Below are 26,942 nucleotides of genomic sequence, written 5' to 3'. Positions count from 1 at the left end.
GTCAGCCCTCCTTGCGGGTGCGCGGGTCGAGGAGCAGGTACGCGATATCGGCCATCAGGTTCGCGACCAGTACCGACAGCGTGATCACCAGGAACACGCCCTGCATGAGCGGATAGTCCTTCGAGCCGACAGCCTGGAAGAGGTTGTAACCGATGCCCGGGTAGGAGAAGACGATCTCCACCAGCAGCGTGCCGCCGACGATGAAACCGAGCGACAACGCGAAACCGGACACGTTCGGGAGCAACGCGTTCCGGGCCGCGTAGCTGACCATCACCCGGCGCTCGGGCAGACCCTTGGCATGGGCAACGGTGATGTAGTCCTCGGACGCGACCGTCACCATCATGTTCCGCATGCTGAGGATCCAGCCGCTGACCGAAGAGATCAGGATGGTTACCGCGGGCAACAGACTGTGCTGGATCGCGCTCCCGATGAACGTGCCGTCCCAGGCGGGAACCAACCCCGGTTCGTACCCGCCGGACGACGGGAAGATGCTGCCCGGGCCGGCCAGCAGCGTGATCGCCAGCAGGCCGAGCCAGAAGTACGGGATCGACGACAGGAACGTTGTCACCGGCAACAGACCGTCCAGCCAGGAGCCACGCCGCCAGCCCGCCAGTACGCCGAGCGACGTACCGATCATGAAGCTCGCGAACGTGGTGATGCCGACCAGCGCGATCGTCCAGGGCAGGCTCTGCTTGAGGATCTCCGAGACTGGCGTGGGGAAGAACGTGAACGACAACCCGAGGTCGCCGTGGAACACCTGCCCCCAGTAGTCGACGTACTGACTCCAGAGCGACGCGTTCTTGTCCAGGCCGAACAGCACGTACAGCGAGTTGATCGCCTCGGTGCTCATCTGGCCCTGGAACTTGTTGATCAGCGACGTGACCGGGTCGCCCGGGATCAGCCGGGGGATGAAGAAGTTGATCGTGAGCGCGGCCCACGCGGTGAAGAGGTAGAACGCGATTCGCTGCAGCAGGAACTTCACTTCGCGGCCTCCTGTTCTGAAGGCTTGGCCTCGTAGAGCCAGCACGCGGCCCAATGACCGGGCTTGGTCGGCAGGTCGAACCGGGGCGGAAGCTCGGTCTCGCATTTCGGCATCGCGTGCACGCAGCGCGGGTGGAAACGGCAACCGCTCGGCGGTGCGATCAGGCTCGGCGGCTCACCACTGCCCTGGTCTTCCGGAGCGCGCAGGTCGCCGACGCGGTCGAGCCGATCGGGGTCAGGTGCACTCTCGATCAGCAAGCGGGTGTAGGGATGCGCGGGGTTCTGTGTGACGGTCTCGGAGTCGCCGCCCTCGACCAGCCGACCGGCGTACATCACCAAGGTCTCATCGGCGAAATAGCGGGCCGACGCGATGTCGTGGGTGATGTAGAGAATGCCCAGGTTGAGCCGTTCCTTCAGATCCCGCAGCAGATTGAGTACGCCGAGCCGGATCGACACGTCGAGCATCGACACGGGCTCGTCGGCCAGCAGCGCTTCAGGATCGGCGCCGAGGGCGCGGGCGATCGAGACGCGCTGGCGCTGACCGCCGGACAGTTCGTGCGGGAACTTGTCGAGATAGCGCTCCGGCGGGGTGAGCTGTACCTGGACCAGCAGATCGCGGAGGTTCGCCTCGAGATCGCCTGCTCTGCCGTGGATTTTCAACGAGCGGGTCAGGTGGTACCGCACGGTGTGCGTCGGGTTCAGCGAGGCGAACGGGTCCTGGAAGATCATCTGCACCCGGCGGCAGTACGCGCGGAACTTGCGTCCACCGCGGACGGCGACGGTCTCGCCGTGCAGCCGGATGTCACCGGACGTCCGCCCGTACAACTGGGCGAGCAGCCGGGCGACGGTCGACTTGCCGGAACCGGATTCGCCGACCAGGGCGGTCACGCGGCCCCGGCGCAGCGTGAGCCGGATGTCGTCCACCGCATGGACGACCTTGCGATCCCGGGTGAGCAGATCGCGGATGCCTCGTCGTACCGGGAAGTGTTTGGTGAGGCCCTCGGCCTCGAGAACCACCTCGGTGTCGGTCACCGTCATGGTGTTCGAACTCCTAACGAGGCGCCGCGGCGCCGGACCGGCCGGGTACAGCCTGGCCTGGCGCCGCGGTTCCGAGCCTCAGGTTCTGAGCCTTACTGGCTGCCGGCGGGCTTCAGGTTCAGGATGATCTGCAGAGCGTTCTGCTGGGTCGGCTGGGCCGGCCCGTACTGGTTCTGCTCGTCCGGCCAGCCGACCCAGTTCTTCGTGCTGTACAGACCGCCGACGTTGGACGCCGACGTGGGGATCACCGGCATCTGCTCGACCATGATCTTCTGCAGCGTGTTCAGCGCCGTGCTGCGCGCCGAGTCGTCGGCGGCGTTCGCGTACTCGTCCAGCGCCTTGGTCGCCTCCGGGCTGTTGAACCGGCCGTAGTTGCCGCTCACGCCACCCTTGCCGACCGGCTTCAGGATCTTGCCGTCCATGATGTTCTGGTAGATGTCGAACGGCGTCGCGCCGCCGTTGGTCCAGTGCATCGCGGCGTCGAAGTTGCCCTCGTCGACGTTCTTGAACCACGCGTCCTGGTTGGCCTTGTCGACGGTCGCCTTGATCCCGATCGTCGACAGGTTGTCCTTGATGATCTCCAGGTCGGTGATGTAGTCCGACCAGCCGGCCGGGTCGGTCAGCGTGATCGTCACGGGCTTGCCGGTCGGGTCCTTCAGTACGTCGCCCTCGAGCTTGAAGCCCGCGTCGGTCAGCTCCTTCTTGGCGCCGTCGACGTCGACCGAGTGCTTCTTGTCCTTGTAGTCCGGCGCGATGAACGACTCACCGGCCGGGGTCGGGATACCGGTGACGGATTCGACCTTCGGGTAGAAGTAGCCGGCCTCACCCTGCATGAAGATGTCGTCACGGTTGATCACCTTGTCCATCGCGCGACGCAACGCCGGGTTGTCGAAGGGCTTGCGGGTGGTGTTGATCCACAGGCCGTGGATGCCGAGGTTGGCCGGGAACCACAGCTTGTGGTTCTTCGGGTCCTTGTCCTGGTAGACGGCCTTCACGTTCGGGACGAAGACGAAGCTCCACTCCGAGGCGCCGTTGGCCAGCGCGGTGGTCTGCGCGTTGTTGTCGTTGTACGACGTGTACCGCAGCTCCTTCACCTTCGGCAGGTCCTGCCAGTACGAGTCGCGCAACGTCAGCGTGGTCGTCTGCGGGGTGAACGACTTCACCGTGTACGGACCGGTGCCGATCGGGCTCTTCAGCACGTCCTGGGTCGGGTCCTTCAGCGTCGACCACTGGTGCTTCGGTACGACGAACACCGTCAGGACCTTGTTCTGGTTGGTGAACTGGGACCGGGTGAAGGTCAGGTCCACCTTGTTGCCGGACGCGGTGATCGTGCCGTACGGGATCGCGTCCTGGTTCAGGCCCTCGTGGTCCTTGCGCAGCTGGAACGAGTAGGCCACGTCCTCGGCCGTCATCGGCTGACCGTCGGACCACTTCACCCCGTCGCGGATCGTGAACGAGAGCTTGGTGAAGTTCGCGTCCCACTTCCACTCGGTGGCCAGCCACGGCTTGCCGGGCTCGGTGGGTTTGATGCCGTTGATCATCACCAGCGGCTCGAAGATCATCCAGCGGTAACCCAGTGAGGCGCCCGAGGAGGAGCCGAGGAACGGGTTGTGGTTCTCGGTCTGCGGACCGTTCGGCATCCCGATGTTCAGGACGGTCGCGGCGTTGGCGTTCCCGTTGCCGCTGCCGGCGTTCTTGTTCCCGTCCCCGTTACTACAGGCAGCCAGCGTGGCTGCCGCGAGCAGACCCGTGAGGGCCAGCGCGACAGTGCGTCGTGCTCGCATCGGTTCCTCCTGTGTATCTGTTGGCGGATTGACCCACCCTGAGCCGGTGGGCCAGTGCATCGTGGCGTGAGAACGCTCTCATGGGAAGAGCAGACGCCTTAACGGATCGATATAGGGGTGTTCGCCGGCGGCGGAGCAGGGGCAGCTGCCCCGCCGCCGGAGTTTTCAGCGGGACCTGGTCTTCGGGGCGGGGTGGGTCCTCGTGAGGGCGTTCGGAGCGGTTGAGTTGCGGACGATCAACGTCGTCGGCAGCACTTGTGGAACGTCCGGCAGCGGGGTGCCGCCGAAGTACCCCATCAGCATCCGGGCCGCGGCCTGACCCATCTGGCGCATCGGCTGATGCACTGTGGTCAGGGGTGGCTCGGTGTGTTCGGCGTACGGGATGTCGTCGAACCCGACCACCGACACGTCGTTCGGCACGTTCCGCCCGGTCTCCCGGACGGCCTGGATGGCGCCGCCGGCGGAGAGGTCGTTGTGGGCGAAGATCGCGTCGAACCCGAGTCGCTGGTCGAGTGCGTACTGGACGCCGCGGCGTCCGGACTCATGGGTGAAATCGCCTTCGAACACGAGTCTCGGGTCGAGCTCGTAGCCGGCTTCGGCGTAGGTGTCGCGGAAGCCGTCCAGGCGTTCGTGGGTGCACCCGAACCGTTCGACGCCGGTGATCACCAGTGGCCGGCGGCGGCCGAGTTCGAGCAGGTGCCGGGCCGCGGACTCGCCGCCGGCCCGGTTCGTGGTGGCGACGGACGGGAACTGCGGGCGCCGGGCCCGGTCGTCGATCAGTACGACGGGTAGGCCACGGGCATGGAGTTGCTCGATGTAGGTGAGCGTGCCCTCGGGCTCGATCACCAGCAGGCCGTCGAACGACTGGGACGAGACCTGGGATGCGAACTGGTGCATCGACTCCTCACCGCGGTTGGCGGTGAACAGCAGCAGTCCGTAGCCCTCGCTCTCGACCACGTCGACGGCGCCCTGCAGCACCTCGCCCATCCAGGGCCAGGTGAGCGACGGGACCAGCATGCCGACGATCCGGGTCCTGCCCCTGGCCAGTCCGACCGCGCGGGCGCTCGGGACGTACCCGAGCTCGGCGATCACCTGGCGGACCCGTTCGGCGGTGCGCAGATCGAGCTCACCCTTGCCGTTGAGCACGCGCGACACGGTCGTCTTGCTGACCCCGGCACGCGCCGCGACATCGGCGATGGTGATCGACACTGCTCTGCTCCCCTCGGGCGGGTGGGGGATCCGGCTGGGCGCCGGAACCGGTTTCGGAAGCGGTTCCGTGTAGTGAAGCCGAGGTGGCAATGTGTCGTCAATCACGGAGCGGTAACGAATCGCCACTTAATTCATGCCTTGGAGGAAGGTGGCCCTTCCGGACCGCCGGACGACGTGATGGACTCGGGGTCGAGCGGCCTGCAGGGGGCCGGAGCGGGTAGGGGCGGATGCATGGACGTACGGCGGACAACTGTGCGCGACATGCGGCGGTCCAATCGATCCGTGATCCTGTCTGGCATCTATCGCGACGGTCCGTTGAGCCGCCAGGAGCTGAGCGTCCGGACGTCGTTGAGCGCCGCAAGTGTGAGCAACCTGGTCGGCGAACTCATCGCCGAAGGTGTCGTCGAGGAGGCCGGCTCGGTCGAGTCCGAAGGCGGCCGGCCGCGCGTTTTGTTGCGGGTGGCACCAACGTTCCGGTACGTGGTCGGCGCCGAGGTCGGCGAGACCCGGGTCCGGGTCGAGCTGTTCGACCTGGCCATGAACGTGCTCGCCACCGTCGATCACCCGGTCGTCGAGCCGCAGCCGTCGGTGGTCGTGAAGCACGTACTGGAAGGGCTTGCGACCGTTGTCGCGTCGTCCGGTGTGCAGTCCGACGCCATCCTCGGCCTGGGCGTCGCGGTCTCCGGCGTGGTCGAGGGGAACGCCGTCGTCGATGCGCAGACGCTCGGGTGGGACGCCGTACCGCTCGGGCAGATGCTTGCCGAAGGCACCGATATCCCGATCCACGTGGACAACGGTGCGAACATGCTCGGCCAGGCGGAGATGTGGTTCGGCGCGGGCCGTGGCGCGACGGACGCGGTGATAGCGCTGGTCGGCTCCGGCGTCGGATCCGCACTGATCGCCGGTGGATCCGGATACCGCGGAACCCGCAGCAGCGCAGGCGAATGGGGCCACATGACGATCGCGTACGGCGGTCGCCGCTGCCGGTGTGGAGCCGACGGCTGCCTCGAGGCGTACGTCGGCGCCGAGGCTGTCCTCGACCGCTACCGCGAGGCCGGCGGATCCCTCGCCGCCGTCGACGAGGAGGCCGCGTTCGTCGAGCTCCTCGAGGCAGCCCGTACGTCGGAGCTCGCGGCAACGATCGTGGACGAGACCATCGGCTACCTGGCCGCCGGTTTCGCGAACCTGGTCAACCTGGTGAATCCGGAGCGGATCGTGCTCGGCGGCTGGGCCGGGCTGATGCTGGGGGAGCGCTACCTACCTGAGCTTCGGGAGGCCGTCGGCACGCATGCGCTGCGCCTGCCGTACTCACAGGTCTCCATCGAGTTGTGCGAACTCGGCCGGGATGCCGTGGCCCTGGGCGCGGCAACCCTGCCGGTACTGCGGTTGCTGCGCGACGGTGGCGCCCTGCCGTTGCTGTCGCCACCGTCGCGCAGCCCGCGTTAGGTTCCTAGACGTTCCACTTCTGGTTCGCGCCGCCGCCGCAGGTCCAGATCTGCGTCGGTGTGAAGTTGGCGGAATTGTTGCCGGTGACATCGAGGCACTTGTTCGCCTGTGGGTTCACCAGATCTCGCGCTGCTGTGTAGGTCCATTGCTGGGCCGCGTTGCCGTTGCAGGTCGCGATCTGAACCCTGGTGCCATCGGCGACCCCGGCGTTCGCCACGTCCAGGCACTTGCCCAGGGCACGGATCGTGCCGTCACCGGGACGGCTCCACTTCTGGGCGTTCGTGCCGTTGCACTCGTACAGCTGGACCGCCGTGCCGTCGGCCGCGTTGGCGCCGTTCACGTCCAGGCACTTGCCGGCCAGGCCGGTGATCTGGGAACCCCCGGAGCTGGCGCCAAGGCTGGAGACGCGGACGTAGTCGACCGTCATCGTCTGCGGCATCTGGGTCGAGCCGTCGGGGTAACCAGGCCAGTAGCCGCCGACCGCGACGTTCATGATCATGAAGAACGGGTGGTTGTAGACCCAGGTCTTGCCGTTCAGGTCGGCCGGCGTACGGCGCTGGTACTGGACGCCGTCGACGGACCAGGTGATCGAGTCCGGCGCCCAGTCGACCGCGAAGGTGTGGAAGTCGTCGGCGAACGACCAGCCGTTCGGATGGTTGTACGCGGCACCGATCCCGTCGGCGCCGGAGTAGCCCGGGCCGTGGATCGTGCCGTGCACGGTCGCGGGCTCACGGCCGATGTTCTCCATGATGTCGATCTCGCCGTCGGTCGGCCAGTTGCCGCCGCCGAGCATCCAGAACGCGGGCCAGATCCCTTGCCCGCGGGGAATCTTGATCCGCGCCTCGAACCGGCCGTACGTCTGGGTGAAGGTCTGGGCGGTGAGCAATCGGGCCGATGTGTACTGGCACGGGCCGTAGTGACACTGGAAGCCGCCGTTCTCCTGGCGGGCGGTGATCACCAGGTTTCCCTGCCCGTCGAGCGCGGAGTTGCGGGTGCTGTTCGTGTAGTACTGCCGCTCGTCGTTGCCCCAGCCGGAGCCACCGATGTCGTAGCGCCATTTGCCGGGGTCGGGGGCCTGGCCGGACGGGCCGTCGAAGTTGTCCTCCCAGATGGTTGCCGCCGTCGCGTCGGTCGCGTTCGTGGTTTCCTGCTGGGCCTGGGCTGGTGCTTGTAGGAGCGTGGTGCCGATCACCGCGGCACCGATCGCGACGATTGCCGCGACGCGGGAACGCCTCATGATTGCCTCATTTCTCACGGGGGGCGTCGGGAGACAGGGCTCGGCCGCAGCATGCTGTGAGAACGCTCCCACGTCAAGGCGGGGACTAAATAAAAGACTTGAAAAAAGTCCCGTCCCGGCGTTGACACGGCGATTCACCGATGGTTACCTCATGATGACCACCGGTTGCGGCGCGGGCAGACGCCGACAACGTCCCGATGTCCCCAGAACCCTTTAGAACAAGGGAGATCCGCCCATGCCCGGACTTCGTCGCGCCCGCCCCCAGACCAGGCGACGACGCTTCCTCCCGGTCGCGATCGCCGCCTTGTGCGTGGCCGCCGCCGGACTCGGTTTCGGTACCGCCCCACCCGCCCAGGCCGCCGGTGAGCAGGTCAACATCTGGCTCACCACCACGAACGATTCGGCCGGTCAGAATGTGACCCGGGGCCTGCAGCAGCAGACCCCGGTCAACTTCGGCCCGGCCGGCGGTTCGGCCAACCAGACGATCACGGTCAACGAGAACACGACGTACCAGTCCTTCGAAGGCGGTGGCGCGTCGTTCGCCGACAGTTCGGCCTGGCTGCTGAACAGCAGCAACACGATCTCGGCCGCGACCCGCAACCAGGTGATGAAGGACCTGTTCGACCCGGTCAACGGGATCGGCCTGGCCTTCATCCGCAACCCGATGGGTGCCTCGGACCTGGCCCGCTTCAATTACTCCTACGACGACACCTGCTGCAACCTGAACGACTTCACCATCAATCACGACCTGGCCGACGTCGTACCGCTGACCAAGCAGGCGCGGCAGCTCAACCCGGCGGTCAAGGTGATGGGATCGCCGTGGAGTGCGCCGGCCTGGATGAAGGACAACAACGACTTCGTCCACCGCGGCTGGCTGAAGGCCGAGTACTACCCGATGTACGCCCAGTACTTCGTCAAGTACCTCCAGCAGAACGAGGCCCAGGGCAACCACATCGACTACATCTCGGTGCAGAACGAGCCGACCTGCTGCGGTAACGACAACACCGGCTACGCGTCGATGAACTGGAACGGGTCCGGCCTGCTCGAGTTCACCAAGAACAACCTGTTCCCGGCGCTGCACGCGGCCGGCCTCAGCACGAAGGTGCTGATCCTCGACTACAACTGGGGCAACTACAACGACCTCGGGTCGGTCCCGATCGCGGACGCCACCCTGCGCAACGACCCGAACTTCGGCGGCATCGCCTGGCACGGGTACGGCGGCGACGTGAACCTGCAGACGCAGATCCACAACCAGTACCCGAACGTGAACGCGTACATGACCGAGCACTCGGGCGGCACCTGGATCCCGAACCAGCAGGTCGAGGACATGAACAACCTGATCGACTACACCCGCAACTACGACAAGTCGTGGGTGAAGTGGGGCATCGCGCTCGACGAGAACCATCTGCCGTTCGTCGGTGCCGGCTGCAACGTCTGCACCGGGCTGGTCACCGTGCACCGCAACGACAGTCAGCGCGGGCAGGTCACCAAGACCGTCGAGTACTACACGATGGGCCACCTGACCAAGTTCGTGAAGCCGGGTGCGCTGCGGATCGACTCGGGCGCGAACGCCTCGGTGAAGAACGTGGCGTGGAAGAACCCGGACGGGTCGAAGGCGCTGATCGCGTTCAACACCACCGGTAGCTCGCAGTCGGTGCGGGTGAACTGGGGATCGCAGTCGTTCACCTACACCCTGCCGACCAAGACGTCCGCGACCTTCACCTGGTCCGGCACGCAGGGCGGTGGCGGTGGTGGTGGCGGTGGTGCGATCACCGGGCTGGCCGGGAAGTGCATCGACGTTGCCGGTGCCAACAGTGCGGACGGGACCGGCGTACAGCTGTACGACTGCAACGGCTCGACCGCACAGCAGTGGAGCCGGCCGGGCGACGGCACGATCCGCGCCCTGGGCAAGTGCCTTGATGTGAACGCCGGCTCGGTGGCCGACGGTGCGCGGGTGCAGCTGTACTCCTGCAACGGGAGCGCGGCCCAACAATGGACTTATACGAGTGGGAGAGATCTGGTGAATCCGCAGGCGAACAAGTGTCTTGATGTCACCGGCAACAACTCCGCGAACGCGACTCCGTTGCAGCTCTGGACCTGCACCGGCGCGGCGAACCAGAAGTGGACCGTCTGATGCGCCGGCTGGCGGCAGCGGCCGCGGCTCTGGTGCTTGGTGCGGGACTGCTGATGACGGCGTCGCCCGCACAGGCGGCGACCGGGACGATTACCGGGTTGGGCGGTAAGTGTGCGGACGTGGCCGCGGCCAACTCGGCGGACGGCACGCAGGTGCAGCTGTACGACTGCAACGGCTCCGGTGCGCAGCAGTGGACGCGGTCGAGTGATGGCACGGTCCGTGCCTTGGGCAAGTGTCTTGATGTGAACGCCGGATCGGTTGCCAATGGCGCCAAGGTCCAGCTCTGGACCTGCAACGGCTCTGCTGCTCAGCAGTGGACCTACTCGTCCGGTCGGGACCTGGTGAACCCGCAGGCGAACAAGTGCCTCGATGTCACCGGCAACAACTCCGCCAATGCGACCCCGCTGCAGACCTGGACCTGCACCGGTGCCGCGAACCAGAAGTGGAACGCCCCGGCCGCCGACGGTGGACCGCCGCCGGCCGGTGGTGCGCCGATGGCGGCAGCGCCGTACCTCTACCAGGGCTGGGGGAGCCCGCCGAGCCCGGCGACCGTGATGAACGCGACCGGGGTCAAGTGGTTCACGATGGCGTTCATCCTGTCCAACGGGTACTGCAACCCGATGTGGGACGGCGGCCGTCCGCTCACCGGTGGTGTCGACCAGCAGGCGCTGAGTGCGATCCGCGCCAACGGCGGTGACGCCGTGGTGTCGATCGGTGGCTGGTCGGGCAACAAGCTCGGGCAGAGCTGCAACAGTGCGAGCGAGCTGGCCGGTGCGTACCAGAAGGTGATCAACGCGCTGTCGCTGAAGGCGATCGACATCGACATCGAGGACCAGGAGTTCGCGCAGGCGAACGTGCGGCAGAAGGTCATCGACGCGCTGAAGATCATCGAGCAGAACAACCCGGGCATCGTCACCTACCTGACCTTCGGTACGACGACCTCCGGGCCGGACGGGAACGGGCAGGACCTGATCCGGCGCGGTGCGGCCTCCGGGCTGAACCTCGACGGCTGGGTGATCATGCCGTTCGACTTCGGCGGTGGCTCGAACAACATGGGCACGCTGACCCGGCAGGCTGCTGACGGACTGAAGAACCAGGTCAAGTCGGCGTACGGTCTGAGCGACGACGCGGCGTACCGGAAGATCGGTATCTCGTCGATGAACGGGATCACCGATGTGGCCGGTGAGCGGGTCAACGTGTCCGACTTCGAGTCGATGCTGTCGTACGCCTCGGAGCACCACCTGGCCCGCTTCACGTTCTGGTCGGTCAACCGCGACCGCCCCTGCACCGGCGGCCCCGCCGACTCCTGCAGCGGAGTGGGTCAAGCCAACTGGGACTACACCAAGGTAATAGGCCGCTACCGCGGCTGAGGTGGCTGCCTCCTGAAAGAACACTCGCCCGCCCCGGCCTCCGGCCGGGGCGGGCGAGTTAGTAAGTAGGAGGCGAGCGAAGCACCTGTCTGGTGGTTGCTGCAGGTGTCTGTTGACCCTCCGGTTACCGGAGGGTGGAAGCTTGTCGCATGACGGCGACGGTGACGGTGGGCGAGTTTTCGCGTTTGACCCATCTGAGTGTGAAGACGCTGCACCACTACCACGAGATCGGCCTGCTCGCGCCGGACTCGATCGACCCCTCGTCCGGCTACCGGCGGTACAACACCACGCAGGTGGAGACGGCCCAACTCATCCGGCGGCTGCGTGAGCTGCGGATGCCACTGCCTGAGGTCCAGGCGGTGGTGGAGGCGGCCGACGGTCCCACCCGCGAGGAGACCCTCCGATCCCACCTGGACCGGATGGAGCAGGAGCTCACCCACACCCGCGAGGTGGTCGCCTCACTGCGGCAGATGCTCACGCTCACCCCGGCCGACCTCTCGGTGGACTACCGGTTCATCCCCGCGTTCCGTGCGTACGGCATCACCGATCGGGTTGAACGCGCCGACATCGGCCCGTGGTGTGAGGACGTCTTCGGGCGGCTCGACGCCGTCGCAACCGCCGCGGGCATCTCCGCGACCGCGGGAGCGACGTACGGCGACGAGTTCTTCACCGAGGACGCCGGTCAGGTCGTGGCGTTCGTCCCGGTCGCGCCGGACCAGGCGCCGGCCGACGGGGTCGAACTGGTCGATCTGCCCGGTGGGTTCTTCGCGATCGCCGTCCACGCCGGACCAATGGCGGACTTCGACCGCAGCTACGGCGCGCTCGGCTCGCACGTCGCCGAGTACTGCGAGGTCGCACCGGGCCCGATCCGCGAGCTGTACGTCGTCAGCCCGGGGGACACCCCCGACGCGAGCACCTACCGAACCGAGATCTGCTGGCCGATCCAGCGAATCCCTGCCCTGAAAGGCTGATCTATGTCCGTCCACCTTGAGAACATCACCTTCGACTGCACGGACGCAACCGCGCTCGCCGCGTTCTGGGCCGAGGTGTTGTCCCAGGAAGTCGATGCTGATGGCAACGAGTTCTTCACCAGCGTGAACCGCACCGGCGACGGTCCGGCGCTGTTCTTCATCCAGGTCCCCGAGCCACGCAATGGTAAGAACCGCCTGCACGTCGACCTCGCCACCACCGACTGGTCAGCAGAACTCGACCGCCTGATCGGCCTTGGCGCCAAGCGTCTCGACGAGCACGACGAGTACGGCACCCACTGGATCACCCTCGCCGACCCCGAAGGCAACGTCTTCGACCTCGCGGAGATCCGCAGCTAGTACCTCGGCATGGAACGTTGCCCATTGACCTAGTGGGTTGCCCATCGTGATTCTGAAGAGGCAACCCCCTATGTCACGGGGCAACCCCCGAGGTGAAGGGCGACCCCCGAGGTGAAGGGCAACCCCATGACCTGGCTGCATTCGCGGCTTACGCGTCGAGCGGTGGGTGATGCCCCGCCCGGGTCTTTGGTGGAGGCTGGGGAGGATTGTGCTCCGGATCGGGCGGGTAATCCTCCCCACCCGCCGCGCGTCGCCCGTGGCGCGCCGCAGCTTGTGTGCGGGGGGCATTGCGACAGCACGTTTTCTGACTCCGCAGCTAGTCCATTGTGTTGAGGTGCGCCTCGAGAGCATCGAGGCGTCCCCGCCAGAGATCCCGGTAGGGCGCCAGCCACGCGTCGATCTCGGCGAGTGGGGCCGGGCTGAGGCGGTACCACCGGCGTTGGGCGTCGTGGCGAACCTCCACCAGCCCGGCGTCGCGCAGGACCCGGAGGTGCTTGGAGACGGCCGGTTGGCTCAGCTCGAGTTCGTCGACGAGCTCGCCGACCGGCCGCTCGCCGCCGCGGAGCAGATCCAGAATCTCCCGCCGCCGCACCTCAGCCAGAACCTCGAACGTACTTGCCATATGAGGAATATACGTCGCCTGGTCAGAGCTTGTGGCCGAATGTGGCCTGGAAGGCGTCGCGGAAGAGGTCGGGGAGGTTGGTTTCGCCGTTCTCGGCGGCCCAGCGGAGGAGGGCGATGTGGACGATGCCGAGGCAGGCGCTGGCAGCGGCTCGGGCTTGATACTCGAGTGCCGGGTCCGTGGTGTCGGCGCAGACCGCGGCGACGACGGCCTCTTGAGTGGCGTACTGGCTGTCCAGGTGTCGAGCACGGAGGGCTTGGGTCGAGATCATCAGGCGCAGCCGTGCGAGCAGGAATTCCTTGTCGTGCGCTGACGCCAGCTCGAGTGTCTGCAGGACCGTCTGGCCGATCCGGTCGACGAGCGGCTCGATCGCGGGGAGTTTGCTGATCGTTTCCGCGGCCAGCTGGTCGAGTTCGTCGTACAGGACGAGGTCTTCCTTGGTGGGGAAGTGGCGGTAGACGGTCATCGCGGAGACGCCGGCGGCGACCGCGACGTCGTTGACCGTGGTCGTGTCGTACCCGCGGTCCTCGAACAGCCGGATCGCCTGGCGCTGGACCCGCCGCCGCGTCTCGGCTCTCTGGCGGTCCTTCAGGTTCATGTGGTAGATACTAACATCATGATAGTTTCTAACATGAACGAGAAGGTTGCCCTGGTCACGGGCGCCTCGCGCGGGATCGGGCGGGCGATCGCGGAACGGCTGGCCGCGGACGGCGCCGAGGTCGCCGTGCACTACAACAGCGACAAGGCGGGAGCCGAGGAGACGCTCGCCCGGATCGGCGGTCGAGGGTTCCTGGTCGGTGCCGAGCTCGGCGTACCGGGTGATGCCGACGAGGTGTTCCGGCAGCTGTCGGAGGGGTTGTCCGGCCGGTCGCTGGACGTCCTGGTCAACAACGCCGCGGCGCTACCGGCCGGTCCGATCGAGACCGACACGGTGGAGAGCTTCGATCGCATGTTCGCGGTCAACGTGCGAGCGCCGTACTTCCTGATTCAGCGACTGCTGCCGATCCTGAGCGACGGCGGTCGGATCATCTCGCTCTCGTCCGGGGCGGCCCGGTTCGCGGCGCCGGTGCAGACGTCGTTCGCGATGACGAAGGGTGCGGTGGAGACGATGAGCATGACGCTCGCGCAGGAGCTCGGCCCGCGGGGCATCACCGTCAACGCAGTGTCTCCGGGTGCGACGCGGACCGAGGCGAACGGCGCGGTCTTCGAGGTCCCGGGGCTCGTCGATTTCATGACCGGAAACACCGCCCTCGGCCGGCTCGGTCGTGGCGAGGATGTCGCGGACGTGGTCGCGTTCCTGGCGTCGGACCAGGCTCGGTGGATCACCGGTCAGACCGTGGATGCGAGTGGCGGGTTGTTCCTCGGGCCCCGGATCGCCTGACAGGGTTGGGTTTTCCCCCGGTCGGTACGGTGGACAGCCCAACCCGAAGACGGCGGTTGGCCTCAGTGTTTGAGTGGTGCCTGCGGGCCTAGCGTCGTCGGCATGTTCACGACGAATCAGGTGATGATGACCGCGGCGCAGGCGACACAGGAACCGACCGGAGTGGCCGGCTGGGCCATCGAGCTGATGGAGCGACTGGGGGCGCCGGGTGCGGGCCTCGCGGTCGCGCTGGAGAACCTGTTCCCGCCACTGCCCAGCGAGGTGATCCTCCCGCTGGCCGGCTTCGCCGCCGCTCGCGGTGATCTCGGGCTGGTCAGCGCGATCCTGTTCACCACCCTCGGGTCGATCGTCGGCGCCCTTGCCTTGTACGGCGTAGGCGCCGGGCTGGGTCGTGATCGGACCAGGGCCCTCGCCGAGAGGCTGCCACTGGTCAAGCTCAAGGATGTCGACAAGGCCGAGGACTGGTTCAACCGCCACGGGCCGAAGGCGGTGTTGATCGGGCGGCTGGTTCCCGTCGTACGGAGTCTCATCTCAGTGCCGGCGGGGGTGGAGCGGATGTCGGTGCCGTTGTTCCTGGCGTTGACCGCGGTCGGCAGCCTGGTCTGGAACTCGTTGCTGATCGTTGCCGGCTATCAGCTCGGTGAGCGGTGGCATGTGGTCGAGTCGTCGGTCGGCGTCTTCCAGAAGGTCGTGATCGCGGCCGCGGTGGCGGCGGTGGTGTGGTTCGTAGTCGTCAAGATCCGGTCGCGGCGTTCGGATTCTGAGAATGTCAAGTAGGACGCTCGACTTTGACTACGCTCGGGACATCACTGAACCGAGCTCAGGAGTTGGGTCCTATGCCTTCAATCGCGTTCGAACCGCAGGTTGTGCCGGATCCGCCGGTCTGGCCGCAGTCTGTCGTCACCGTGGTCGGCAATCCACGGGCCGGGTCGAGGACAGCCGCCGCGGCCGCGTCCGTGGCGGAGTTGCTCGCCTCTGAGCTCGGTACGCCGTACCGGATCGACGAGCTGGTGGACCTCATCACGTTCGCGCCGGCGATCTTCCAGGGCGAGCGGGCCGCGGACGAGGAGCGGGCCGCACTGGAGAGTGCGGTCGATCTGGTCTCGTCGGCCTCGGTGATCGTGATCGCGACGCCTGTTTACAAGGGCAGCTACACGGGCTTGCTGAAGAGCTTCCTGGATGTGCTGAAGCCGCAGGCGCTGGCGGGTGCGGTGGTCGTACCGGTAACGGTGTCCAGAGCTCCCAGCCACAAGCTGCTGGCGGATCAGCATCTGCGTCCGGTGCTGGCTGAGCTCGGTGCGAGTGTGCCGGTGCCCGGGGTTGTGTTGGAGGAGCGGGATCTCGAGGACCTGCAAGTGGTGCTGTCAGGCTGGCTCCGCGACAACGCTGGGATCATTCAGGCGACCACTATCGCCTTGCAGCCTGTCGCGGAGCCCACGCCTGCGCACTGATTCAGGTCAATCTGAGTGGGTCGGTTGGGTAGGGGAGTGTCGGAGGGTCGTGGTGGCCGGGACGAGCGTCGAGCCGAAGGTGAGGAGTGCAGCGGCTGCGACGATGACCAGGTAGATCCACAGCGGCCCCGTCGGCATGGAGCTGGTCGAGACAGCGCCCGAGAACGGGACCAGGCAGGCCAGCGCCACCAACGTGCCGAGCGTGACGCCGGCCAACGTGACCAGCGTGCTCTCCGTCCACAGCATGCGGAGGACCTGACCACGAGTGGAGCCGGTGAGGCGCTGGAGAGCGAACTCCCGGCGGCGCCGCAATGTGGTCGAGACCAGCGTGTTGACGACCGAGACCGCGGTGTAGGCGATCAGCATGCCGACGAGCATGTAGTTCACCCACGCCTGGGTCTGCAGGTCTTCCGCGTTCGCCGCGACCAGACTGTCGCGATCGGCCACCTGCACGCCGGGATGTGCAGCAGCCAGCTTGGCCAATCCAGGTCGTACGTCGGCACCCGGTGCGGACCGGATCAGAATCTGCTTTGTCAGACCGTCCGTGGTGTGAGCGGCGACCAGGGACGCCGGCAGGATCAGGCTTTCGTAGCCACGTTCGGCCGCGAACGTCGCAACCACCTTGAGATCGACCGAGGTGCCGTCGCCCAGCGTCATCGTGATCGTCGAACCGACCCCGCGATCCATCTTCCCGGCGACGTAGTCCGGCAGGGCCACGGTCGATCCGGACAGATCGGTGAGTGATCCGTGCGTCAACCGGACCGGCGCCGTACCGTCCTTGCCTTGGGCATCTACTCCGATCACGGGGGCGCCGTCCTCATCGAAGGGCGCGTTGCGTGGCTCGTCGATCGTGCCCATGCTGCGGACGAACGCCGAGGCACTCGTCACCCCCGGAACCTCGCGAGCCTGGTCCAGCACCGTCGGCGACAGACCGGCGTCGGAGACCAGTACGGCGTCAGCCCGCAGATCCCGTGTGAACGCCTTGGAGGCCGCGCTGACCTGCGTGGTCTGCATGTAGAGGTTGGCGGTCGAGATGCCGACAGCCAGCATCACCGGCATCACCGCGGCGGACATCGCCACCGAACGTGCGGTGACATTGCGGATCGCGAGCCGGCCGTTGACCCGGGTCAGCAACTGTATCGGCCAGCGCCAGATGACGAGAACCGCCTTGGTCCAGAACGGGCCGAGCAGTGCGACACCGATCGCCCAGCAGAGCACGGAGGGGCCAGCGGTCGCGCCGGCGAGCGCACCGGTCATCACCGTCGCGGTCACGATCAGCAGCGCGAGTCCGCCGCCGAGGAAGGCCAGACCGAAGAACAGCCGAACCCAGCCGAACCACTTCCGCTGCAGTGAGGCCTCCATCAGCGCCTCGACCGGACGGATCTTCGCCGACTTGCGCGCCGCGATCAGGGCGGCGCCGATGGCTGCGAGGACGGCGGCACCCGCACCGGCAGCGAACGGGATCAGCCCCTGCGAGAACGCGACGACCGGGGACGCGACACCATGCGAACCAAGCTGGTCGAACAGGAACCGGCCGAGGAAAGTCCCCGGTACGGCGCCCACTGCGACCGCCGGGATCGAGACGAGCATCGCCTCGCCGAGGATCATCCGGCGCACCTGACCAGGCGTCGTACCGATGCCACGCAGCAGGGCGAACTCGCGCTCGCGGTGCTGGGCGGACAGCGCCAGCGTGGACGCGACCACGAACATCATCGTCATCGCCGCGATCCCGCCGAACGATCCGGCGATCGAGATCAGCGCGGTCCGGTGCGACTCGACTCCCGGCTGCTCGGCCAGGCCACGATCGATCCCGGTCCGGACGGCGACGCCAGTACCGAGCCCCTCGATCCGGTCCTTCACGGCGTCGATACTGGTGCCCGGGGCAACCAGTACGCCGACATCAGCGAAGCGGGTCGTGTTACCGGACAGCTCAGCGGCTTCGCGATCGGCGAAGAAGACGTGACCCGGTGGTCCGGCCACCGATCCACTCACCGTGAAGGTCTTCGGATCGCCGCCGATCAGCAAGGTGGCCTGGCTGCCGACCTTGGCGCCCGCCATGGCCACCTGGCCGGCTCGCGGAGCGTGACCGGACGTCAGGGTGTACGGCGCCAGCTCGGTCGATGACCAGTTGTGGCCTTCGGCAACCGTCAGGCCGTGCCCACCGAGCACGGAAGCCGGGAACGTGATGTCGCCGATCACCTTCGAAACGCCTTGTACAGAACGGAGCTTCTCGACCATGTCGGCAGGGACGCCGACGCGCTCGGGGAGCGCGGTCGCGTCCTCCTGTCCGGGCCGCAGATGAGATTGGTTGCCGGTCACAACGAGCGACGCGGCGGCGAGACGAGTGGGCTCGACGTTGGACCGTATGCCGGTCTCCATCAGACCACCGCAGGCCATCACGATCGCCGTACCGAAGACCACCGCGACGAAGGTCGCGATGAAGCCGCCCTTGCGGAAGCGCAAGGTGCGGACCGCCAGGCGCATCATCGGGTCACCGCCATTGTCATTCTGGAGCGGGCACCGAGGTGGGTCATCCGGTCGGCGACCTGTTCGGCCGTCGGCGCGTTGAGGCTGCCGGCCAGTACGCCGTCGGCCAGGAAGACGACCTGGTCGGCGTACGAGGCGGCGACCGGGTCGTGCGTCACCATCACGACGGTCTGGCCCTGGGTGCGGACCGGTTCACGGAGAAGCTCGAGGACGTCGGCCGCGGTCTGGGTGTCGAGGGCGCCGGTGGGCTCGTCGGCGAAGATCACGGCCGGACGCGCGACCAGCGCGCGGGCGATCGCGACGCGCTGCTGCTGACCGCCGGACAGTTCGCCGGGGCGGCTCTTGTGCTTGCCGCCGAGGCCGACGCGGTCGAGAACCTGGCGGACCGCGTTACGGTTCACCCGGCGACCGTCGAGCTCCTGCGGCAGGGTGACGTTCTGCCACACCGTCAGCGCGGGCAGCAGGTTGAACGACTGGAACACGAACCCGATCCGCTCCCGGCGCAGCTCGGTGAGCTTGCGTTCGCTCAGGCCGGCCAGCGGCTGCCCGTCGATGTACACACTCCCGGACGTCGGCCGGTCGAGCCCGGCCGCGCAGTGCAGGAACGTGCTCTTACCGGACCCGGATGGGCCCATCACCGCGGTGAACGTGCCGGGGGCGAAGCTCATGCTGATGCCGTTGAGGGCGTTGACCGTGTTCGAGCCACGCCCGTAGACCCGTCGTACCTCATGCAGGACGACCGAGTACTCGGTCCCGTCGAATGCTTCCTGCAAGCGTCGCGTCTTCTTCTTCATGCGCTTGACGCTACGGAGCGCAGGCTGCCGCCCCCAGGGTGCTGGACCGCCGCTGGGGGTGGATGAAACTCCACCTATTGCCGGAGCAGAGCGCGCATCCCGGCCGTGTACGACTCCAGTGTGACGTCCCCGATCAACAGCCGCTGCAGGACGAAGCCGGGCACCAGGCCGAACATGACCTGGGCGATGTAGCGAGGATCGACGTCCGGGTCGACGGTGCCGTCGGCCTGGGCGCGGCGCGCGACGGCCTCGAAGTTCGTCCGGAGCTGGGTGTACTTGCCCGACGCGGTCGCCATGATCTCGGGGTTGCGCAGCGCCTCGGCCCAGGCCTGGACGGCGATCCGGGTGACGTCGCCGTCGGGACGCTCGGCGACCTCGAAGACATGGGTCAGTGCCGTCTCCAGCGCCATCAGGGGAGTCAGCGTCTCCTCGGTGGCGAGGATCTTCTGGAACACCTCGTCCACGGTGCTGAGCGCGTCCTCGGCGATCGCCGCGACGATCTCCTCCTTGCTCTTGAAGTAGCCGTACACCGCGCCCGCGGACAGGCCGGACTCGCGGATCACGTCGGCCATCGTCGTCTTGTGGAAGCCCTCGACCAGGACGCAGTGGCGGGCGGCCGCCACGATCTGCGTACGCCGGGCCAGGCGGTGTTCGTCGGTGACCTTTGGCATGTCCGGAACATAAAACGAATGTCCGTTCTTGACAAGTCGCCGCTCATGAATCAGGCTCGGAAGTAATAAAGAACGGTCATTCGGTTTTGAAGGAGTAGCTCTCATGTCCGCTGATGCGACCGGGCACGCGCCCGAACACGCTGCCGCCCCCGGTCGGCGGCCTCCGCTGATCGCGGTCATCACACTGTTGACCGCGCTGCTCACGGTCCTGCTGATCGCGTTCGCCTGGCCGGCGGCTCGGTCCGAGCCTCGCGATCTACCGCTCGTCGTGGCCGGTCCCGCACCGGCGGTCCAGCAGGTCACGGCCGGGCTCGAGCAGGCGATGCCCGGTGGCTTCGACGTCACCGCCGTACCGGATCGGGCTGCCGCCGTACAGAAGATCCAGGACCGGGACGCGTACGGCGCGATCGTCCTCGACTCGGCTCAGCCTGAGGTACTCACGGCCTCCGCCGGCGGTCCCGTGGTCGCGCAGATGCTGGCGCAGATGTCGTCGAAACTGTCGCCGCAGGCCCCGCCGAAGGTGACGGACATCGTGCCGCTGCCGACGGACGACCCGCGGGGTGCCGGTCTGGCCGCCGGTGCGTTGCCGCTTGTGCTCGGTGGCATCATCGCGGCCGGTGCGCTGACGCAGCTCGTGCGTTCGGGGTCCAAGCGGATGATCGGTGCGGTTGCCTTCGCGATCACGGGTGGGCTCGCGCTGGCCGCCGTACTGCAGTACTGGCTGGGCTCGTTCGAGGGCAGCTACCTGGGGAACGCGGGCGTGATCGCGATGTCGATCGCGGCGATCAGCCTGACGCTGCTCGGGCTGGAGTGGCTGCTTGGTACGGCGGGTCTCGCGCTCGGCGGCGCGGTCATGATGCTGCTCGGCAACCCGCTGTCCGGCATGACGAGCGCACCCGAGATGCTGCCGTCCGGCTGGGGCACGCTGGGGCAGTTGCTGCCGCCGGGAGCGGCCGGTACGGCGCTGCGTTCGGTGAGCTTCTTCGACGGCGCCGGAGCGGCCCGCCCACTCGTCGTACTGACCTGCTGGCTGCTGGCCGGTCTAGGCCTCTGTGCACTCGGATCTCTCCGGGCTCAGCGGGTCGTACAGCCCCGCCACGAGGCAAAAGCCGCTACCGTCTGAATGTCATGACATCGCGGTGATCGGATTGTTACCTTCCGGTCACCGCGTTAGCGCGCCCCAGCGGGGACAACGTTGTCTGTCAAGCATTGACTTCGGCCGCCTGAGACTCCTACGGTCGCGGGAAAGCCCGCTGGGTTTGGGCCGTGGTACCGGGATGACAACGATTGCCCGAAGGTGGACCTGATGGTGACAAGGAAACGTTTCAAAGCAGCGGCCGTCGTGAGTGCGCTGCTGCTGGCGGTCTCGGCCTGCAGCCAGGGCTCGACGACCAAGCAGCCGGACGCGGGTGGCTCGCAGAGCGCCGGTCCCGCGCACATCAAGATCGCCTACCAGCAGTGGGGTCCGGGCGTCGTGATGAAGAACTTCCTCACCGGCGTGAAGTCGGAGTACGAGGCGGCCAACCCTGGTTCGACGGTCGAGATCCTGCCGATCGTTGCCAGTGAGAACGACTACTACACCAAGCTCCAGCTGATGATGCGCTCGCCGAACACGGCGCCGGACGTGGTGTACGAGGACACGTTCCTGATCAACTCCGACATCACCGCGGGCTACCTGCGGCCGCTCGACGAGTACATCAACAAGTGGGACCAGTGGAGCCAGTTCCAGGACACGGCCAAGGGTGCGGCCAAGGCGCTGGACGGCAAGACCTACGGCGTTCCGGATGGCACCGACACTCGGGCCCTCTGGTACAACAAGCAAATTTTCGCGAAGGCCGGCCTGCCCGCGGACTGGCAGCCGAAGACGTGGGACGACGTACTGTCCGCGGCCCGCGCGATCAAGCAGAAGGTCCCCGGCGTCATCCCGATGAACGTGTACTCGGGCAAGCCGATGGGTGAGGCCTCGGCCATGCAGGGCTTCGAGATGCTGCTGTACGGCACGAAGGACACGCTGTACAACAACGACCAGCAGAAGTGGGTCGTCGGCAGCCAGGGCTTCAAGGACGCGCTGAACTTCGTCAAGACCGTCTACGGCGAAGGCCTCGGCCCGTCGCCGAAGCAGGCGCTCGACCCGAACATGGGTAGCAAGGTCGGCACCGAACTGCTGCCGGGCGGCAAGCTGGGCATCGCGCTCGACGGCTCCTGGATCTACGGCAACTGGCAGAAGACCGGTGCGAAGCCGTGGCCGCAGTGGACCGAGGTGCTCGGTCAGACCGCGATGCCGACCAAGGACGGCAGCGGCAAGGGCAAGGTCAGCCTCTCCGGTGGCTGGACCTGGGCGATCCCGGCCAAGTCGAAGAACCCCGACGCGGCCTGGAACCTGATCAAGACCCTGCAGACGCAGAAGAACGCGGCCAAGTACGCGACCGACGGTGCGCAGATCGCGGTCCGCAAGGACGTCGCCGACGACGCCACCTACAAGAGCTCCTCGAAGAGCACGCAGTTCTTCACCGACCTCGTCTCGGTCACCGTGTACCGGCCGGCGTACGCCGAGTACCCGAAGGTCTCGAACGAGATCATCACCGCGATGGAGGCGGTGATGACCGGACAGTCCGATATCGACAAGGCTGCGAAGAACTACGACGAAGCGGTCGAAGGCATCGTCGGTAAGGACAAGACGACGTCCGGCCAGTAGTCCTGCCCCCGGCGAAGGAATCTCCCCTGTGACGACGACAGTCGCTCCCACCGCGGCCAAGCCCGCTCGCTCCGGTAAGTCCTCCGGAGGGAGCGGGAAGCCGCGGGCCGCCAAGGTCCTGAAGATGTTGCCGTTGGCACCGGCGATCGGGTTGATGCTGGTCTTCCTGGCCGGCCCGATCATCTACTGCCTGTACGCCGCGTTCACGAACATGGCGCTCACCGGCACCGGTGCGGCGAACGTGAAGTTCGTTGGTGTCGACAACTTCCGCAAGGCGTTCGGCAGCAGCGCGTTCACAAACGCGATCTGGCTGACCCTGGTGTTCACGCTGATCTCCGCGATCATCGGCCAGAACACCCTCGGGCTCGGCCTGTCCCTGCTGATGCGCCGGTCCACGCGAGTGGTCCGCAACTTCGTCGGTACGGCGGTCATCGGTGCGTGGGTGCTGCCGGAAGTAGTCGCGGCGTACCTGCTCAGTGCGTTCTTCAACGACGAGGGCACGCTGAACGTGATGCTGCACTGGGTCGGCCTGCCCGGCCAGGATTGGTTGTACGCGGCACCTATCATCGCGGTGTCGCTGGCCAACATCTGGCGCGGTACGGCGTTCTCGATGCTGGTGTACTCCGCCGCACTCAGCGAAGTACCGAAGGAGATCGAGGAGTCGGCCGAGATGGACGGCGCGGCCGGCTTCCGGCGGTTGTGGTTCGTCACGCTGCCGATGATCAGCCGGGCGATCATGACCAACCTGATGCTGATCACGCTGCAGACGCTGAGCGTGTTCGGCCTGATCTTCGCGATGACCCGTGGCGGCCCCGGGACCAAGAGTCAGACGTTGCCGCTGTACATGTACGAGCAGGCGTTCAGCTTCTCCCAGATCGGCTACGGTACGGCGATCGCCCTCGTGATGCTCGCGATCGGCGCGGTCTTCTCGCTGATCTACCTACGTGGACTCAACTCGGAGGCAGCGTGATTGCGCGGGACCGGATCAGCAAACTAGCCGCGAACCTGGTGCTGCTGGCCATCGGCATATTGTTCGTGCTGCCGCTGCTATGGGTGCTGTTCGCGTCGATCAACCGGACCGCGGGACTGCGGGTCGAGTTCCCGACGCATGCCACGCTGGGGAACTTCAAGGCGGTGCTGAACACCAACACGACGTACCGGCCGGTGCTGAACGGCATCGTGCTCTGCGGTGGGTCGGCCTTGCTGACGATGGTCTGTGCGGTGCTGGCGGCCTATCCGTTGTCGCGCTTCAAGTCGAAGTTCAACCGGCCGTTCCTGCTGACCGTGTTGTTCTGCACAGGGTTGCCGATCACGGCGGTCATGGTGCCGGTGTACGGCCTGTTCGTGCAGCTGAACCTGGTCGATACGCTCGGCGGCACGATCATGTTCATGGGGACAGCCTCGCTGCCGTTCGCGATCTGGCTGACCAAGACGTTCATGGACGGCGTACCGATCTCCCTCGAGGAGGCCGCATGGGTCGATGGTGCCAGCAACATGCAGGCACTGGCGCGGATCGTGCTGCCGTTGATGTGGCCGGGGATCGCGGTCGTGCTGATCTTCACGTTCATCGGCATGTGGGGGAACTTCTTCGTCCCGTTCATGCTGCTGCTGTCACCTGAGCGACTGCCGGCGTCGGTAAGCATCTTCACCTTCTTCGGCCAGTACGGCGAGCCGAACTACGGGCAGCTCGCGGCGTACTCCCTCATCTACACCATGCCCGTCCTCCTCCTATACCTCCTCCTAAGCAAAAAGCTCGGCGGCGCCTTCGCCCTCGGCGGCGCAATCAAGGGCTAAGAGGACACCCCTCGGCGGCGGCTGCTTATCGGCAGCCCCCGGCGGCGTACCCCGTGTGCTGTGGTGCGGCGCGTGCCGTGGTGCGGCGCGGGCTGTGGTGCGGGGAGATGTGGTGCGGATGGCACGCTCTGCGCGGTGACTGTTCTGGGGCTGCCTTTCGGCGGCATACCCGGGTGCTGTGGTTCGAGAAGGCTGGGTGTGGTGAGCCTTCGGGAGCTGGGTGTGCCGTGGATGCGGCTGGGGCTGTGGTTCCAGGGAGATGTGGTGCACAGAACCCCCTCTGCACGGTGGCTGTTCTGGTAGCTGCTTCCGGCGGTGTGCTCGGGTGCTGTGGTCGCGGGAGCGGGCTGTCCCGGGTGCCCACGTGAGAGCACGAGATGCGCGTGTGCCAGCTGGGGCTGAGGATCCGGGGGATGTGGTGGGTGGCGTCGTCGTCTCGGTGGCGTGATCACGGACTGAAGAGGAACACCGTTGCGCGGCGGCTGTTCTGGTGGTCGCCTCCGGCGACGTACCTCGTGTGCCGTGGGATGCGGCTGGGCTGTGGTTCCGGGGAGATGTGGTGCAAAGGACGCCCGCTGGGCGGTGCCTGGTCTGTGCGCTGCCCCGGCGGTGTGTTGCGGGTGCTGTGATTGCGGGAGTGGGTTGTAGTCCCGGGGTGCCGCGTGAGTGCACGAGGCGCGTGGATGCGGGCGGGCTGTGGTTCCGGGGAGATGTGGTGCAAAGGACCCGCGCTGCGCGGTGGCTGTTCTGCTAGCTGCCTTCGGCGATGTGGTGCGGGTGCGGTGGATGTGGGAGTGGGTTGTGGTCCCAGGGGGCGGCGTGAGACAGCACGGGGCTTGCGGATGCGGCTGGGGCTGTGGTCCGGGGGAGGTGGTTGGGTGGCGCGGTCGTACTAGGGGCGCGATTGCGGGCTGAAGAGGAACACCGTTGCGCGGCGGCTGTTGGTGGTCGCCTTCGGCGGCGTCGCTCATGTGCCGTGATGCGGCTGAGGCTGTAGTGCGGGGAGACGTGGTGTAGAGGACGCCGGTGTGCGGCGGCTGTTTCTGTTGACTGCCCCCCGGCGTGTGTTGGGGAGTGCTCTGGTCGCGGGAGCGGTTGTGGTCCCGGGTGCCAGCGTGAGAGCACGAAGCCCGTGGACGCGGCTGGGGCTGTGGGTCCAGGGAGGTGTGGTGACAGGACGCCCGCCGCGATGGCTCTTCTGGTAGTTGCCTTCGGCGGTGTGGTGCGGGCGCGATGGTTGTGGGAGTGGGGTCGGGTGCTCGCGTGAGGGCGCGAGGTCGGTGGATGTTTCGGGGCTGGGGGCCACGGAGATGTGGGTTGGGTGGCGCGGTCGTGCTGGTGGGGCGATTGCGGGTGAAGGGGACGGGGCTTCGTGGTGGCTGTTCTGGTGGTCGTCTTTGGGGGCAGGCCCGGGTGCTGTAGTTGCGGGGGTGGGGCTGGGGCGGCGTGGTGAGGGCTCGCTGCGTGCTACCTGGGTTGCTTCGGGATGTGCTAGGCGGGCTGGTTCGTCTGACCGTGGTTCGCGGGGGTGCGGGTCGCGTGAGCGTGAGTGTCGTGGGTGCGGTTGGGGTTGGGGCGCCGGGACGTGGGTGGACGTCGGTGGGAGGTTTGTTGTTCGGTCCTGGGATGCCGACCCGACAGGCGGTGGGCAGGTGGTTGTGTTCGGTGGGGAGGTGATGGGCTGGTCCCATCCGACGGGTGGTGTGGTGGGTTGTGAGGGGGTTACGGGGCTTGGGGTTGGTGTTGGGGGGTTGGGTGGGTGCCCCAGGCGGCGAACTGGGTGGCTTGGTGCATGGCGGTTTCGTCGGCGGACCAGCGGCTGGGGCGCGGGTTGCGGGTTGTGGGCCTTGTGGGGGTAGGGGTGGGTGGGGTTGGGGTGGGGAGGGGTTTTAGGAGGGAGGTAATGGGGGGTTTGGGGTGGGGTGGTGGGGTTGCCCAGGGTGGGCGGGTTACTTGGGGGTGGCCGTTGGTGATGGTGATGGTCCAGTGGCCGTTGTGGAGGGCTACGTGGTGGCGGCGGCAGAGGAGGGCGAGGTTGTTGGTTGCGGTTTCGCCGCCGTCCAGCCAGGACTTGAGGTGGTGGGCGTCGCAGGTGATGGGTGGGGCACCGCAGATTACGCAGCCGTTGTCGCGGGCGTTCAGGGCTCGGCGCATCGCTCGGGTGACCAGGCGTTCGGCTCGTCCTATGTCCAAGGGTTCGGAGTTGGAGCCCAGTACTAGCGGGATGATCTTTGCGTCGCACGCCAATCGGCGAATCGTGGCGGCGGAGAGGTTGTCGCCGTACACGAGATTGCCAGTTGCGGTGGCGGCCTTCAGGTCTTCGTAGTCGATGGTGACGGTGATGGTTGCCTTCGCGCCGAACCCAGGCACGGTATCGCTGGTGGTAGCAACGTCGGCGGCTGCGGCGGCGATCGTCAAGGTGGACGTTAGGGCGTCGGCTTGGCGCTTTTCGCGGGAGCGGGGGTCGAGTTCGCCGTCGACGGTCTTGTGGGGGCGGGCGCCGGCGTGGATGCGGGAGCG

23 protein-coding genes are annotated in these 26,942 nt (G+C 66.9%); 12 read left to right on the top strand and 11 right to left on the bottom strand.

Going from position 1 to position 26,942, the window contains the following annotated elements; all coding sequences use genetic code 11:
- Nucleotide 1: 1 nt before the first annotated feature.
- From AB0L70_RS19680 to AB0L70_RS19665, 4 genes are all read right to left on the bottom strand, one after another.
- Nucleotides 2–982 carry an ABC transporter permease gene (locus AB0L70_RS19680; protein WP_363685952.1) on the bottom strand — a complete coding sequence of 327 codons (981 nt, stop codon included), beginning with the start codon at nucleotides 980–982 and terminating at the stop codon, nucleotides 2–4.
- Complete coding sequence (locus AB0L70_RS19675; RefSeq protein WP_363685950.1) at nucleotides 979–2,019, bottom strand: ABC transporter ATP-binding protein; 1,041 nt, start codon at nucleotides 2,017–2,019, stop codon at nucleotides 979–981. The genes AB0L70_RS19680 and AB0L70_RS19675 overlap by 4 nt, the downstream gene beginning before the upstream one ends.
- Nucleotides 2,020–2,111: 92 nt before the next feature.
- Complete coding sequence (locus AB0L70_RS19670) at nucleotides 2,112–3,803, bottom strand: ABC transporter substrate-binding protein (RefSeq protein WP_363685948.1); 1,692 nt, start codon at nucleotides 3,801–3,803, stop codon at nucleotides 2,112–2,114.
- A 165-nt stretch (nucleotides 3,804–3,968) separates the two neighbouring features.
- Nucleotides 3,969–5,012, bottom strand: a complete 1,044-nt coding sequence (locus tag AB0L70_RS19665) for a LacI family DNA-binding transcriptional regulator (protein ID WP_363685946.1) — start codon at nucleotides 5,010–5,012, stop codon at nucleotides 3,969–3,971.
- A 282-nt stretch (nucleotides 5,013–5,294) separates the two neighbouring features.
- On the opposite strand from AB0L70_RS19665, the gene AB0L70_RS19660 reads away from it, so the two are divergent.
- Nucleotides 5,295–6,458, top strand: a complete 1,164-nt coding sequence (locus AB0L70_RS19660) for an ROK family transcriptional regulator (RefSeq protein WP_363685944.1) — start codon at nucleotides 5,295–5,297, stop codon at nucleotides 6,456–6,458.
- 4 nt (nucleotides 6,459–6,462) lie between these two features.
- Here the strand turns inward: AB0L70_RS19660 and AB0L70_RS19655 are convergent, their stop codons facing one another.
- Complete coding sequence (locus AB0L70_RS19655; RefSeq protein WP_363685942.1) at nucleotides 6,463–7,695, bottom strand: family 16 glycosylhydrolase; 1,233 nt, start codon at nucleotides 7,693–7,695, stop codon at nucleotides 6,463–6,465.
- 235 nt (nucleotides 7,696–7,930) lie between these two features.
- Here AB0L70_RS19655 and AB0L70_RS19650 point away from each other — a divergent pair, with 235 nt between their 5' ends.
- From AB0L70_RS19650 to AB0L70_RS19635, 4 genes are all read left to right on the top strand, one after another.
- Entirely contained in the window at nucleotides 7,931–9,829 is a 1,899-nt protein-coding gene (locus AB0L70_RS19650) for a ricin-type beta-trefoil lectin domain protein (RefSeq protein WP_363685940.1), read from the top strand.
- The gene (locus tag AB0L70_RS19645; RefSeq protein WP_363685938.1) at nucleotides 9,829–11,199 is read left to right on the top strand and encodes a ricin-type beta-trefoil lectin domain protein; all 1,371 of its coding nucleotides are present in this window, start codon (nucleotides 9,829–9,831) and stop codon (nucleotides 11,197–11,199) included. The genes AB0L70_RS19650 and AB0L70_RS19645 overlap by 1 nt, the downstream gene beginning before the upstream one ends.
- Before the next feature lie 149 nt (nucleotides 11,200–11,348).
- Complete coding sequence (locus tag AB0L70_RS19640) at nucleotides 11,349–12,170, top strand: MerR family transcriptional regulator (RefSeq protein WP_363685936.1); 822 nt, start codon at nucleotides 11,349–11,351, stop codon at nucleotides 12,168–12,170.
- A gap of 3 nt (nucleotides 12,171–12,173) precedes the next feature.
- Nucleotides 12,174–12,527 (top strand): VOC family protein, encoded by a 354-nt coding sequence (locus tag AB0L70_RS19635; protein WP_363685934.1) that lies wholly within the window; start codon nucleotides 12,174–12,176, stop codon nucleotides 12,525–12,527.
- Nucleotides 12,528–12,843: 316 nt separating this feature from the next.
- On the opposite strand, the gene AB0L70_RS19630 is transcribed toward AB0L70_RS19635, so the two are convergent.
- Both AB0L70_RS19630 and AB0L70_RS19625 read right to left on the bottom strand, forming a co-directional pair.
- Complete coding sequence (locus tag AB0L70_RS19630; protein WP_363685932.1) at nucleotides 12,844–13,149, bottom strand: metalloregulator ArsR/SmtB family transcription factor; 306 nt, start codon at nucleotides 13,147–13,149, stop codon at nucleotides 12,844–12,846.
- A 22-nt stretch (nucleotides 13,150–13,171) separates the two neighbouring features.
- Nucleotides 13,172–13,747, bottom strand: a complete 576-nt coding sequence (locus AB0L70_RS19625; protein ID WP_363685930.1) for a TetR family transcriptional regulator — start codon at nucleotides 13,745–13,747, stop codon at nucleotides 13,172–13,174.
- A 33-nt stretch (nucleotides 13,748–13,780) separates the two neighbouring features.
- Here AB0L70_RS19625 and AB0L70_RS19620 point away from each other — a divergent pair, with 33 nt between their 5' ends.
- The 3 genes from AB0L70_RS19620 to AB0L70_RS19610 all read left to right on the top strand — a co-directional run bounded on the left by AB0L70_RS19620 (nucleotide 13,781) and on the right by AB0L70_RS19610 (nucleotide 15,981).
- Nucleotides 13,781–14,530, top strand: a complete 750-nt coding sequence (locus tag AB0L70_RS19620) for an SDR family oxidoreductase (protein ID WP_363685928.1) — start codon at nucleotides 13,781–13,783, stop codon at nucleotides 14,528–14,530.
- Between the two features lie 102 nt (nucleotides 14,531–14,632).
- Nucleotides 14,633–15,307 (top strand): DedA family protein, encoded by a 675-nt coding sequence (locus AB0L70_RS19615; protein ID WP_363685926.1) that lies wholly within the window; start codon nucleotides 14,633–14,635, stop codon nucleotides 15,305–15,307.
- Nucleotides 15,308–15,366: 59 nt separating this feature from the next.
- A complete protein-coding gene (locus tag AB0L70_RS19610; RefSeq protein ID WP_363685924.1) occupies nucleotides 15,367–15,981 on the top strand; it encodes an NAD(P)H-dependent oxidoreductase in 615 nt (204 codons plus the stop codon).
- Between the two features lie 6 nt (nucleotides 15,982–15,987).
- Here AB0L70_RS19610 and AB0L70_RS19605 read toward each other — a convergent pair whose 3' ends face one another.
- The 3 genes from AB0L70_RS19605 to AB0L70_RS19595 all read right to left on the bottom strand — a co-directional run bounded on the left by AB0L70_RS19605 (nucleotide 15,988) and on the right by AB0L70_RS19595 (nucleotide 19,933).
- Nucleotides 15,988–18,468, bottom strand: coding sequence for an FtsX-like permease family protein (locus AB0L70_RS19605; RefSeq protein WP_363685922.1), 2,481 nt, complete (start codon nucleotides 18,466–18,468; stop codon nucleotides 15,988–15,990).
- On the bottom strand, nucleotides 18,465–19,262 hold the full coding sequence (locus tag AB0L70_RS19600; RefSeq protein WP_363685920.1) for an ABC transporter ATP-binding protein: 798 nt from the start codon (nucleotides 19,260–19,262) through the stop codon (nucleotides 18,465–18,467). The genes AB0L70_RS19605 and AB0L70_RS19600 overlap by 4 nt, the downstream gene beginning before the upstream one ends.
- 74 nt (nucleotides 19,263–19,336) lie before the next feature.
- Nucleotides 19,337–19,933, bottom strand: a complete 597-nt coding sequence (locus tag AB0L70_RS19595; protein WP_363685918.1) for a TetR/AcrR family transcriptional regulator — start codon at nucleotides 19,931–19,933, stop codon at nucleotides 19,337–19,339.
- A 103-nt stretch (nucleotides 19,934–20,036) separates the two neighbouring features.
- Here AB0L70_RS19595 and AB0L70_RS19590 point away from each other — a divergent pair, with 103 nt between their 5' ends.
- The 4 genes from AB0L70_RS19590 to AB0L70_RS19575 all read left to right on the top strand — a co-directional run bounded on the left by AB0L70_RS19590 (nucleotide 20,037) and on the right by AB0L70_RS19575 (nucleotide 24,422).
- On the top strand, nucleotides 20,037–21,056 hold the full coding sequence (locus AB0L70_RS19590; protein WP_363685916.1) for a hypothetical protein: 1,020 nt from the start codon (nucleotides 20,037–20,039) through the stop codon (nucleotides 21,054–21,056).
- 183 nt (nucleotides 21,057–21,239) lie between these two features.
- Nucleotides 21,240–22,628 carry an extracellular solute-binding protein gene (locus AB0L70_RS19585; protein WP_363685914.1) on the top strand — a complete coding sequence of 463 codons (1,389 nt, stop codon included), beginning with the start codon at nucleotides 21,240–21,242 and terminating at the stop codon, nucleotides 22,626–22,628.
- A gap of 28 nt (nucleotides 22,629–22,656) precedes the next feature.
- On the top strand, nucleotides 22,657–23,598 hold the full coding sequence (locus AB0L70_RS19580) for a sugar ABC transporter permease (protein WP_363685912.1): 942 nt from the start codon (nucleotides 22,657–22,659) through the stop codon (nucleotides 23,596–23,598).
- Complete coding sequence (locus AB0L70_RS19575; protein ID WP_363685910.1) at nucleotides 23,595–24,422, top strand: carbohydrate ABC transporter permease; 828 nt, start codon at nucleotides 23,595–23,597, stop codon at nucleotides 24,420–24,422. Before AB0L70_RS19580 ends, AB0L70_RS19575 begins: the two co-directional genes overlap by 4 nt.
- Nucleotides 24,423–26,144: 1,722 nt before the next feature.
- Here the strand turns inward: AB0L70_RS19575 and AB0L70_RS19570 are convergent.
- On the bottom strand, nucleotides 26,145–26,942 hold a 798-nt coding region (locus tag AB0L70_RS19570), incomplete at its 5' end, for a DUF222 domain-containing protein (RefSeq protein WP_363685908.1).

The organism is Kribbella sp. NPDC051952, from assembly GCF_040680855.1.
Lineage (GTDB): Bacteria > Actinomycetota > Actinomycetes > Propionibacteriales > Kribbellaceae > Kribbella.
The sequence above is the reverse complement of the archived record's forward strand: the minus strand, read 5'-3'. Positions and strand labels throughout refer to the sequence as shown.